This is a genomic window from Leyella stercorea (assembly GCF_021531355.1).
Taxonomy (GTDB): Bacteria; Bacteroidota; Bacteroidia; order Bacteroidales; family Bacteroidaceae; genus Prevotella.
Map to the genome: position 1 here is coordinate 26,470 of NZ_JADYTS010000029.1, position 10,892 is coordinate 37,361.

Annotated in this window: 17 protein-coding genes and 1 pseudogene; 5 read left to right on the plus strand and 13 right to left on the minus strand. The window is 44.0% G+C overall.

Annotated features, from left to right (window positions below; genetic code table 11):
- Positions 1 to 40 precede the first annotated feature (40 nt).
- On the plus strand, positions 41 to 685 hold the full coding sequence (locus tag I6E38_RS07880; protein WP_235393448.1) for a septal ring lytic transglycosylase RlpA family protein: 645 nt from the start codon (positions 41 to 43) through the stop codon (positions 683 to 685).
- Positions 686 to 772: 87 nt separating this feature from the next.
- Here I6E38_RS07880 and I6E38_RS07885 read toward each other — a convergent pair whose 3' ends face one another.
- Positions 773 to 1,636, minus strand: coding sequence for a hypothetical protein (locus tag I6E38_RS07885; protein ID WP_235393449.1), 864 nt, complete (start codon positions 1,634 to 1,636; stop codon positions 773 to 775).
- Between the two features lie 179 nt (positions 1,637 to 1,815).
- Here I6E38_RS07885 and I6E38_RS07890 point away from each other — a divergent pair, with 179 nt between their 5' ends.
- From I6E38_RS07890 to I6E38_RS07900, 3 genes are read left to right on the plus strand one after another with little or no spacing between them, the layout of a single operon-like run.
- Positions 1,816 to 2,193, plus strand: coding sequence for a YraN family protein (locus tag I6E38_RS07890; RefSeq protein WP_235393450.1), 378 nt, complete (start codon positions 1,816 to 1,818; stop codon positions 2,191 to 2,193).
- A 16-nt stretch (positions 2,194 to 2,209) separates the two neighbouring features.
- Entirely contained in the window at positions 2,210 to 2,434 is a 225-nt protein-coding gene (locus I6E38_RS07895) for a sigma-70 family RNA polymerase sigma factor (protein WP_235393451.1), read from the plus strand.
- Positions 2,435 to 2,752 (plus strand): sigma-70 family RNA polymerase sigma factor, encoded by a 318-nt coding sequence (locus I6E38_RS07900; protein WP_262912355.1) that lies wholly within the window; start codon positions 2,435 to 2,437, stop codon positions 2,750 to 2,752.
- On the opposite strand, the gene I6E38_RS07905 is transcribed toward I6E38_RS07900, so the two are convergent.
- The 3 genes and pseudogenes from I6E38_RS07905 to pafA all read right to left on the minus strand — a co-directional run bounded on the left by I6E38_RS07905 (position 2,745) and on the right by pafA (position 6,185).
- Entirely contained in the window at positions 2,745 to 4,136 is a 1,392-nt protein-coding gene (locus tag I6E38_RS07905) for a sulfatase (protein ID WP_235393465.1), read from the minus strand. The two genes, I6E38_RS07900 and I6E38_RS07905, sit on opposite strands and share 8 nt — an antisense overlap.
- 95 nt (positions 4,137 to 4,231) lie before the next feature.
- Positions 4,232 to 4,387 (minus strand): hypothetical protein, encoded by a 156-nt coding sequence (locus I6E38_RS07910; RefSeq protein ID WP_235393452.1) that lies wholly within the window; start codon positions 4,385 to 4,387, stop codon positions 4,232 to 4,234.
- Positions 4,388 to 4,580: 193 nt separating this feature from the next.
- Positions 4,581 to 6,185, minus strand: a pseudogene (gene pafA / locus I6E38_RS07915) (alkaline phosphatase PafA).
- 260 nt (positions 6,186 to 6,445) lie between these two features.
- On the opposite strand from pafA, the gene I6E38_RS07920 reads away from it, so the two are divergent.
- A complete protein-coding gene (locus tag I6E38_RS07920; RefSeq protein ID WP_235393453.1) occupies positions 6,446 to 7,018 on the plus strand; it encodes a hypothetical protein in 573 nt (190 codons plus the stop codon).
- 231 nt (positions 7,019 to 7,249) lie between these two features.
- On the opposite strand, the gene I6E38_RS07925 is transcribed toward I6E38_RS07920, so the two are convergent.
- The 9 genes from I6E38_RS07925 to I6E38_RS07965 all read right to left on the minus strand — a co-directional run.
- Positions 7,250 to 7,462, minus strand: coding sequence for a helix-turn-helix domain-containing protein (locus I6E38_RS07925; protein ID WP_235393454.1), 213 nt, complete (start codon positions 7,460 to 7,462; stop codon positions 7,250 to 7,252).
- 113 nt (positions 7,463 to 7,575) lie between these two features.
- Positions 7,576 to 8,025: a hypothetical protein gene (locus I6E38_RS07930; RefSeq protein WP_235393455.1), complete on the minus strand. Its 450-nt coding sequence runs from the start codon at positions 8,023 to 8,025 to the stop codon at positions 7,576 to 7,578.
- 36 nt (positions 8,026 to 8,061) lie between these two features.
- Positions 8,062 to 8,340, minus strand: coding sequence for a DUF4160 domain-containing protein (locus tag I6E38_RS07935; protein ID WP_262912353.1), 279 nt, complete (start codon positions 8,338 to 8,340; stop codon positions 8,062 to 8,064).
- Positions 8,333 to 8,572 carry a DUF7723 family protein gene (locus tag I6E38_RS07940; protein WP_042519493.1) on the minus strand — a complete coding sequence of 80 codons (240 nt, stop codon included), beginning with the start codon at positions 8,570 to 8,572 and terminating at the stop codon, positions 8,333 to 8,335. The genes I6E38_RS07935 and I6E38_RS07940 overlap by 8 nt, the downstream gene beginning before the upstream one ends.
- Positions 8,562 to 8,852, minus strand: a complete 291-nt coding sequence (locus I6E38_RS07945) for a DUF7724 family protein (protein WP_235393456.1) — start codon at positions 8,850 to 8,852, stop codon at positions 8,562 to 8,564. The genes I6E38_RS07940 and I6E38_RS07945 overlap by 11 nt, the downstream gene beginning before the upstream one ends.
- Before the next feature lie 286 nt (positions 8,853 to 9,138).
- Entirely contained in the window at positions 9,139 to 9,360 is a 222-nt protein-coding gene (locus I6E38_RS07950; RefSeq protein ID WP_235393457.1) for a DUF2795 domain-containing protein, read from the minus strand.
- Positions 9,361 to 9,498: 138 nt separating this feature from the next.
- Positions 9,499 to 10,068 (minus strand): cob(I)yrinic acid a,c-diamide adenosyltransferase, encoded by a 570-nt coding sequence (locus tag I6E38_RS07955; RefSeq protein ID WP_235393458.1) that lies wholly within the window; start codon positions 10,066 to 10,068, stop codon positions 9,499 to 9,501.
- 10 nt (positions 10,069 to 10,078) lie between these two features.
- Positions 10,079 to 10,663 (minus strand): hypothetical protein, encoded by a 585-nt coding sequence (locus I6E38_RS07960; protein WP_235393459.1) that lies wholly within the window; start codon positions 10,661 to 10,663, stop codon positions 10,079 to 10,081.
- A gap of 10 nt (positions 10,664 to 10,673) precedes the next feature.
- Positions 10,674 to 10,892: hypothetical protein (locus I6E38_RS07965; RefSeq protein ID WP_235393460.1), on the minus strand; the 219-nt coding region annotated here is incomplete at its 5' end.

Below are 10,892 nucleotides of genomic sequence, written 5' to 3' on the forward strand. Positions count from 1 at the left end.
TAACTCTAAGATATTAAAAAGAACATTTCTGACACTGGCTGTGGCAATAACAGTTGCCGCAGCCAGTTCGCAAATACAGCACGGTAAGGCTTCGTTCTACTCAAAACGAGCCACCGGCTCACGTACAAGTAGCGGTGAACGACTGCATCACGACAGTCTGACATGCGCACATCACACACACCCGTTCGGAACTTTGCTCAAGGTGACCAACGAACGTAACGGGCGTGAGGTAATTGTGCGCGTTACTGACCGCGGTCCGCACTCACGTGGACGCATCATCGACCTCTCGCACGCTGCAGCCAAAGAGTTGGGCATTATCAACCAGGGCGTAGCTGTGGTAAAGGTAGAACCCGTAAGAAAAACCAAAGTTCCATTCAAGCCCGAGCCAGAGAGTATTCCTGAAATCGATTTTGAAATCACCGAATACACTCTACCTGCCAGTGGCGTCCTACACTTCCCTGCTTACGGCAAGACAACCCAGCAATTAAAGGGTGCCGACAACAAATCCACTAAACCACAAAAGGAAGTTGACGGTAATAAGAGCCAAGAAAAGAAGGAAGCCAACAGCAAGACTATCCAAGAGAAAAAAGATTCTGATAAAAAGACCGTTCAGCCCAAAAAGCGTTCAAACGTTCGCCATAAAAGCAAGGCGAAAGGCAAAAGAAGAACTGTCAGAAGGAAATAAAAAAACACCACGAATTCCACTAATCGCACGAATCGTTATTATTCATTATTCGTGCGATTAGTGGAATTCGTGGTGAAATAGAATTAATTAGCGTTGCGTATCAACCTTTACAACCGTAATATATGAAATCGGACGTCCGTCCTTCTGCGCTGACACCATCAGGCGTATTTGTCCGTCCTTAATACGGCGGTCGGCCTTTACTGTGGCTGTATAGCGCAAGCCCTGTCCAGGCATGATATTCTCTACACGAACGCTCGGCGAGATGTATATCCGTTTGTTGGCATCGGCCTCAACTACAGTAGGCATAAAATTGTAGATAGGCGACTGCGTGTTGTTGTAAATCTCAAACACCACACGTCCTATCTCACCACCATTCAATCGACCATCGCCGTCGGTATCAGTAAAGCGCACATTCTTTATAGTCAGCTTACCGGTAGCGGGGACACCTGAAGTAATCTGCTCTACACGACTCGACTCAATCGAAGTCTGATTCTCAGCAAGACTATTGCGTACTCCATTCTGATTGTTTTGGGGCGATACGCCAAAGTCAATGCGGTCGTCGCCAGAATTGGTCTTGTCAACCATATCATTCGGATTGAAGTTGTCTTGATTATTACCATATGTATATGTATCGTCACCATACTGACGCTGTACACCCTGCGACTGCTTCTGACGCTGTATGCGCTCATTACGACGCGACAACATCTCATACTGCTCCTGGCGCTGCTGACGTTCGGCAGCATCGCCCATAGCACCGCCTACGACAGCGCCGCCAGCCATACCTATGATAGTTCCGATATCGCTGCCACGCGGACCTCCGGCAATTCCTCCAATGGCTGAGCCCAATATCGCACCAAGTGAACTTCCAGCATAAGCACCAGATCCTGCACCCGTAGCACAACTGCTTACGAGAAGCACGGCACTCATTGCCAATACTATAGTTTTTTTCATCTTATAATCCTCCCTAATTGTTTTATTTGTCTTTTAGTCGGTTGTTGCAAATTTATATATTTCCAATATAAAAGACAATATATTGACTATAAAAGAAACATAAAACAATCAGTTAATATCCCAAATAGGCATTTTTATGCTACCTTTGCAACATCATAATAATCCATTAACTACTCATCATGGCACGTCACAACGAACTCGGCAAATGGGGCGAACAATATGCCGCTGACTATCTTCAAGACAATGGCTACGAGATTCTCGACCGCGACTGGCGTATTGGCCATCGCGACATCGACATCATTGCCCGTACTAACGACGGCACTACTATCGTATTTGTCGAGGTGAAGACACGCACAAGCGATGTTGTAAGAAAGCCCGACGATGCAGTCGACCTGAGAAAGATACGCAACATAGGCTATGCAGCCAACAACTACGTCAAAACCAAAGGCATTGTCGACATGCTGCGCTTTGACATTATCACCATCGTTGGCGACAACAACGACAACGCCCAACTCGAACATATCGTAGACGCATTTAATCCGTGTCTGGCTTTTTGACAGCAACTACACTACTATGAACAACCGACAGACTACATACGACAGCATGATGCAACGCGTGGCAATACATGACGACGAAGATGCATTCAAGTACATCTTCGACGACCTGTATGCACCACTGTGCATATACGCCCGACGTATGGTACCACTGGGCGTTGCTGAAGATATAGTACAGGAGGTGTTTGTAACGCTATGGGAAAGCCGCAAAGACATTGCAATTGAGACTTCACTGAAAAGTTAGCTGCTTACAGGCACACGCAACCGATGCCTCAACCAAATCAAACGCCAAGCGGTCCGCAACCGCTACAATTCATACGCCGCAGCCAACATTGACATAGAAGTGCGACCCGACGACCTGCTCAGTGTGAGCGAACTTGAACAACGGCTAGAACAAACACTCGCAAATATGCGCGAAGAGTGGCGTGTGGCTTTCGTAATGAGCCAGATGAAACACACCAAGACTGCTGATATCGCACAGCATCTGGGCGTATCGGAAAGGTCGGTGGAACGTTTCCGCAAGAAGGCGATGGCAGTAATCGAACGCGTTCTTTTTACTTAGTCCACTTCTTGCGGAAAGCAAACTTCTTCACTTTCTTCATTTCCTTACTCATCCTATTCACCGTAGGTGCATAATCGGCATTGCCCGACACATTAGCGTTCTCGTCGCGGTCAGCATTATGGTCGAAAAGCATAGTATTTCCTGACTTCTGCCACTCGGCATAGTTGAAGCGATTGTCCTGCAAATTGTCGCCTCCCTGCCACTGAACGTACACTTCACGCTTCACACTACGCGACGGATTGCGCAGAATCGGGGTGAGACTCTTGCCATCGAGCTGCTGTTCGGGAGCGTCAATGCCGCAAAGATCGCATATAGTAGGATAAATATCAACCAGCTCAACCATCGACTTGCTCACACCCTTAGCCATTCCCGGCACACGAATCATAAGCGGAACGCGTGTAGCTGTGGTCATAAGGTTGTGCTTACCTACAAATCCGTGCTCGCCAAGGTTCCATCCATGGTCGCCAAATACGATGACAATGGTGTTATCGGCCATTCCTAATCGGTCGAGTTCGTCAATAAGCTGCCCAAACAAAGCGTCAACATAGCTCACACAAGCATAATATCCTGTCTTGACAAGGCGCAAAAACTCCTGGTCATCGGGAGTGCTTACGCAAGCATAAGCGTTAATCTCGCCTGAGTTCTGCACCTCTGGCGGCAGTCCCGTTGGGCGATACTGATTGGCAGCCATAGGCACAGCGGGATACATATCCCAATACTTCTTGGGTGCACAGAAAGGCAAGTGAGGTTTCCAGAAACCGCAAGCCAGGAAGAAAGGTTTGCCCATATCACGCAGACGGCGCAAGTCTACCAGTGTCTTTGCAAGCACATGGCCGTCGTCGTAAGCACTGTCGGGCACGTCAGCCGACTCGCAGAAGGGTCCGCGCATTGTACGCGGATTGATGTGTTTGCCCGATTCGCTGTTCAACCACAACTCCCAACGATTGTACTCAGCCCAATATACATCATAACCATCGGGATGCCAGCGCCAAGGAGACTCGCTCCAAGAGTCGGCATGGTCCTCGATGTGGTGCATTATCTTGCCGTTCGACACGGTGTGGTATCCATGCGAGGTGAGCCAACCGGAAATAGGTATGGCGTCAGGAGCATCAACGCTCGCCTTACATGTATAGTCGATGAAGCGTGTAGGATAATTTGGATACATTCCGGTGAGCACACTTGCGCGAGAAGCGCCGCTGACCGGTGCATTGCAGAAGGCGTTGTCGAAGAGAACAGCACCTTTGGCGAAGCAGTCGAAGTTAGGAGTATGAATATCCTTAACGCCATAACATCCCATTTCGGGACGCAAGTCGTCGGCCATAATAAAAAGCACGTTCATGTGCTTCTTATTTGCAGCTTTGGCATTTGCCTCAGCAGCCTGCATTGAAGCTACCGTGACACATACCATATAAAATAATGTCTTGCTGTTCATTATTATTTATTTGATTTGTTACATTTGGGATTTTGCTCAAGTACTTTTCAGTTCAACGCAGTATAAGTCTTTACAACCTGTCGACGCATGCCAAGGCGCACACTCTTGTACGCAGTTACAGTATCTATGCTGCGCATATCAGATAATTTGTTTGCTATGTCAGAGGCTTCTGTCCAAAGCCTTTGCATGTCTTTGTCTGTCATTTCTATTTAGGTCTTTATAATACTAAAAAGACAACAACGCAACCAAAAAGCGACAGAAAAAAGATGTTTTTTATGAAGAAATTAAAACAATAATGGAGTTGTAAAGAATCTGATAAAAAAAACGATAGGAGTTTATAACGAGTAAGTCATAAACTCCTACCGTTAGTCCGATCAATTATAGATGATGCAACGTTTATTTCAAATCAATTGCGTGTCCAACGCAACCGTTAGGTGCCTGCACATGCAGAAGGGCTGCAATGGTCGGCGTTATATCGGTCATGAATGTCTCACGAGTTGTGGCTCCATGCTTGATGCCCCACCCCATAAATACAAGAGGGATATGCGTGTCATACGGATTCCAGGCTCCGTGGTCGGTGCCCTTCATGCCGTGAGTGTAGAAGTTTGGCTTCAATACTACAGCTACGTCACCGCTGCGTTCACGATTGTAGCCGTTGACGATGCGTGTCCTGACATCGTCGGGAATGCTCTCGGTCATCGTCTTAGCCATATCGCATGCGTACAGCACGCAAGAGTCTTCCTTCAGAATGTCAACAACTGTCTGCTTGATCTTCGCGAAATCCAGATTATAGTCCTTGATGACATTCAGGTTGAAGAAAACCTGATAGTTCATCACCGTCTTCACCAGTTCGCCCACATTAGGATAAGCCTTTGCCAGTGCCACATTCAGCTTCTTGGCTGCGACAGCATCGTCCCATGTACCGGCAGGAATGCGACGGTCTTGCAGAAAACGGGCATTGTTCATCGCGCCGTGGTCGGCACTGAGGAACACAAGATAATTGCCCTTGCCTACCTTAGCGTCAAGATACGACAAAAAGTCGGCTATCGCCTTGTCGAGACGCAGATAAGTGTCTTCGGTCTCTATGGCATGCGTGCCCACCTGATGACCTATATAGTCGGTGCTCGAACAGCTAACGGTGAGCAAATCAGTCTCGTCGTCGGCCCCAAGCTGTTCGCCTTCGACGGCAGCCTTGGCAAAGTCGAGCGTCAGCGAATTGCCGAACGGCGTATTCCTTATTATATTATAACCGTACTTATTGTACAATGTAGGCAGATTAAGAGGCAGAGTAGCCTTAACACCATTCTTAATACCGTTTTCATAATCGTTATCGTCGGCAGTACTCTCTATATAAGTTGACTTATCGTAGAGTGTATTCCACTTCTTTGACAAGTAGCGGTCGGGCACACGTCCGCCATTGAACGTCTTCACCCATGAAGGCAGGTCATTCATATAATAGGTGCTTGTGATAAAGTTGCCAGTCTGGTCATCAAATCAGAAAGCACCATTTGGATTATGTCCGGCAGGTAGAATTGAGGCGCGGTCCTTCAGCGCTACGCCCACTACTTTGGCACATCCGTTGGAAGCTATCTTCATCTCGTCGCCAATAGTAGTGACCCACATGTTGCGAGGCGACATCAGTCCAGCATTGCTCGTAGTGCCGACAGGCTTTACTGTGGCGTCGTCTGTGCAATACGCCTTCTTGCCGTTCTTCACAAAATTGTTGCCTGCAATGCCGTGTATCGAAGGAACGCTACCCGTATATATACACGTATGACCTATTGCCGTTACTGAAGGCACATAAGGAATACGCGTGTTCTCGCACGAGAAACCCTCATTGAGCAAACGTCGGAAACCACCCTTAACATACCGTTTCTGATAACGGTAGAGATAGTCCCAGCGCATCTGGTCGACAACAATGCCAACTACAAGTTTCGGGCGTTCTACTGTAGGCGTATTGACCGGTTGTGCCGATACACGGCAACATCCTGTCAATGCCATAACGACAAATAAGGTAATATTCTTCATTCTTCTGTTCATGAAATATCTGTTACATCATTTTCTAAGTGCAAAGATATCGGTAGGGTGTTACTATTGTGTTACAAGAAAATGAATAAGATATAAAAATAAAGGTAAATATCCCCGTTACTTTAGGGAAAACCATACTATGCTTTATGGTTTTTCCCTTGTTTCGCTTACTTGAATGCACTATCTTTGCAGTATAAATAAAAGCAGTAATAACCCTTAAAACAAATTGGATTATGAAACGTACATTATTAGCAATTGTAGCCGCATTCGTGATGATAACATCAACAAATGCACAGCGACTCACAGATATTCAGGCAGAGGCTCGCTTCATCACCGACAAGATGATTGTTGAACTTGGACTGAACAGCGTTCAGCGCAACAGCCTATTGAACATCAACCTCAACTACCTTGACGGCATACGCAGCTATCGCGATATCGACGCCTACGGATGGCACTATCGCAACAGGCAACTCAAACGCATGCTCACCGCCAGACAATGGAAGCGGTTCAAGGAGGCTTACTACTTCTACCACCCTATCGGTTGGAACAACAACACTTACATCTACAATATATATAACAAGTACCCCAAGCACAACTATCGTCCCGACCACCCACACTATTACGGCAAGCCGGGCAAACCGTATAAGTACGACAAGAAGTGGAAGCACGACAAGAAGCGCTATGACCACGACTACAAGTACGACAAGCACTACAAGAAGAGCAGACGAGAGTTCAACAACAACTCACGCGAGACTATCACATGGCGAGAGAAAATGAGAAAAGACTTGATGAACGGTGCAAGATAAAGCAGTTCAAACATAAAAAGCGGTATAGGAATGTTGTCAAACAATTCCTATACCGCTTATATTCAACGCCTTAAGCTATTTACATAGCTTTTTGAGCGATTAGTATTCGTCCTCGTTGAAGAGGGACAAGGCGTATTGAATATCAAGTGATTATATTGCCGTGTCAACCTTTTCGATCATTTTATTTCGTAGTGAAAAACCGTAAAAGGTGGAGCGGTACACATAAATCTATCATGCGAATGAGATCTCCATTATATTAATGTTCAGACGCTTCTCTATCTCCGCTATACTCTTGAATGAGAAGTTTGTATGACCAGACAATATCTTGCTGACATATTGCGGAGAACAAGCAAGACGCGCTGCTATATCGGCACGCGAGAGTTTATGCTCTTGCATATAGTCAATAATCTTCATGGCAATGCCTTGCGACCACTTTAGCCACACTTCATTGTCCTGTCTCCACTTCGCTTCTTCTGCAAAAGTTGAAGGCTAGCTACTGAGATTTCTCTCAAAGATTTTTAATGTTGTTTCTTTTACCATCTGTGCTAAATATTTGATTACAAAGACATTCTTTCAAAAGAAAGTAATTTCGCAAATTTTGCTTCTATATTAAAAATGTCATCACCAGTCCAACTATGAATGTATCTTAGGCTTATCCCACAATCCATTCCACTCTTGTCTTTTATAGTATCTATCAACAAATCCGCATGGTACGAAAATGTATCAATGGATTTTTTATTTGTAGGAAATCTTCTTTTTACATTTTCAAATAATAGTTCTACAAATCCGCCAGGGAACATAGTTGAAAATCCCATTCCTTCAAGAGAGTCACAAGACAAATCGCATTCCTGACATAGTTTTAATTTGCAGTTTTTTCCATCATAACATATATCTTCTATTGAATCTGAAGCAAAACGACTTTTCGTTTCTGAAAGAAATGTTCTTAGCAAATCATATCCTTCTATAAAGTTTTTTGTATTAGGTCGAATATAAGTTGAAACATCCATCTGATTAACATTTATTGTTTTGTATCATGCTTTAATTTATTTGCCATAAAATCCGTTTGGACTCATCTTTGCCCAACAAAGATACATTTCCTTGTAATTGTCCTTTATAAATTCACGTATTACACGAATGTCTTTATCGGTAAGTATGCCACGTGCCTTTACTATGGTATCACCATTGCCTTTTACAAAAAACTTCGCGGAACCTATTTCGGTCAGTTTCCTGTCACTGGCATGTACGTGCATAGCTTCAATGACGCAATGCGAAGTGAAGTAAAGAAAGTATCCAGAAACTTTGAAATCAAAATATTTAGGCATACGACTCCTCCATGTATTTCTGATTCTTCTTCCAATAGCCTTCAACGATACTTAATTCCACATCGTCCATTGTGGTTTCCAATACCTCACCTTTTGGAGACATAAGCAATGCGTGATGTGGTTCTTTAAGGTCTAACACACGTATGTTGAAGTCGTCTGTCTTCGAAAATGCATAGCCGCAAACTATCATGTCTGCTGCGGAACTCACCTTTAATAAATCGTCATTGTTCATAGTCTCCGATTTTTACAGTTTGGATGTTTTTTAAGAAAGTCTCTGGCTTGATATAGAGGTTCTTGAGTATTGGCACCAAGTCAATATACTCTTCCGTTATGCCCATACCCTCATAGTCTGCCATAACTACTATATAGCCGTCATCCCACGATTTTACGTCCACATACTTTTTCAATATGCTTGGAGTGCGGAAACGAATGTTGTAGTCGGCATATCTGAATGAAGTCATGTCGCCTTGGTTTGACAACACTGCTTGGTTCTTTGCTTCTTGTGTATTCATAAGTTCACCTCCTTATTCAATACATTGATACATGTTTTATACAAAGGTAGTGCATTTACTTTAAAAACAAACATATATCCCGACTTTTCTCCGAAAAATAAAATGATCACAAAAGGAAGTCGGCGAAACGACGCAGTTATTGATCATTTAATTCTCCGAAATAGCCCCATTTGGCAAGTTTATTATGCGGTAAAAGGACGAAAAAAGCGATATAGGAATCTCGCGCAGAAATTCTCATATCGCTGATATTCAATACTTTGAGTCTTAAAGGCTCAACAATAAGCGATCAATACTCGTCCTCGTTGAAGAGGAAATCCTCCTTTGTGGGATAATCTGGCCACAAATCCTCGATACTGTCGTATACATCGCCCTCATCCTCTATCTCCTGAAGATTCTCAAGCACTTCGAGAGGAGCGCCAGAGCGCATTGCATAATCTATAAGTTCATCCTTTGTTGCGGGCCAGGGTGCGTCTTCCAGTTTGGAAGCCAATTCAAGTGTCCAATACATAGTCTAAAGTTTTTTACGGTTCAAAATTTAATGTTTTTCAAAGAGGCATTCTTTCGTTTTGACGATGCCATTTTAATGAGACAATAGGATTATAGCCGAATGCCTCTTGTTTCAACTGCAAAAATAGTAAATTTTGTATTATTTGCAAGTAATATAGAGTTTTTTTTCGCCGCAACCTTCAATAAAGTTTAAATATAAAGCCAAACTGAAAAAATAGTCAGACAATCGGTTGAGAAATCGCATTGTCAACGCATCTATATCAACGTCACGACTCAATGCCACTAACCTGCGCTCCACTCTTCGACATACTGTACGGCACACGTGCGACTGCGCTGATTTGATACATCCACCAGGTAAAACGAAAGTATCAATGCTTGGAATAGCAGCTTGCAAATGGTCAATCTCCTGTTCCAATCGTGCCAGTTCGACATTGCTCAAACAGCTCATACCATGCACTTCTTTACCTACTCGCCAACTACCCTCAATTCCCGATGAAGATATTGTAGCTCCAACAATGAAAAGTCTGGCCTGTATCTCATCCAGCAATTCTGTAACATCATTATCTACCATTGTCGAGAGTAAACCTATATGGGCATTCAACTCGTCAATTTCGCCACTCACCTCAATGCGAATGTCGTCTTTCATTACTCGGCGACCGCCATAAAGCGACGTTGAGCCATCATCACCAAGCTTAGTATATAATTTCATATCGTAGGTTCTAAAAGTTTACAATATAATTGTTCTTGAAGCGCTTTCGGTCGAAAAAAGCTATTCCAAGATAATACAAATCGTAGCTTACACTTGTAAGATTGCTTTCATGCAATGTCTGCCAAAGTCGTTTGGCTGTGTCATTGTAGCCTATATCCTCAATAATAAATAAAGTACAGTCGTCAACGTGCTTTAAAGCAACGTCAAGAATCGTGTCACATCCATCTATCGGACAAATACGCAGCACCTCAATTTTTGAGTTATCAATAACATGCTTAGAGTCACAAATATTCATTACTCGTGTGGCTTGACAACCTCGTTGCACATAAGTAGCAATATTGTCGTCACGTCGACAGTAGTCAATCCACAGTGAAGCCTGACGGAAGTTCGCAATACGAAAATAAAGTTCCATACGCTTACGTGTCAGCAAGTCGATATGGGGCAGCTCCTTCCGCAATTCATCATAAGCATAATAAGGATAATGCTCGTTGATGACATAACGGATAAACCGATAAGCCGAAGGCGACTGCACGCCAAAACCGCGGCAATACCTTATACGGCGTAGCCAATGTAAATAACGCTGAACTTTATTCATAGCGACAAAATTAATAAAATAATGTAAACAAGCCAAAGAACACTGCTAAATAATAATGTATAGCGTGTGCAAAGGTAATGTTCTGCGCAAGCGATGTCAAGAAATACGGGCATAAAAAAAGGTCTCCAAAGTCGTTAGACCTTGAAGACCCAAGTAAAAGAAGGCAGCCACCTACTCTCCCGCATTGCATTGCAGTACCATCGGCGCAAGCGGGCTTAACTTCTCTGTT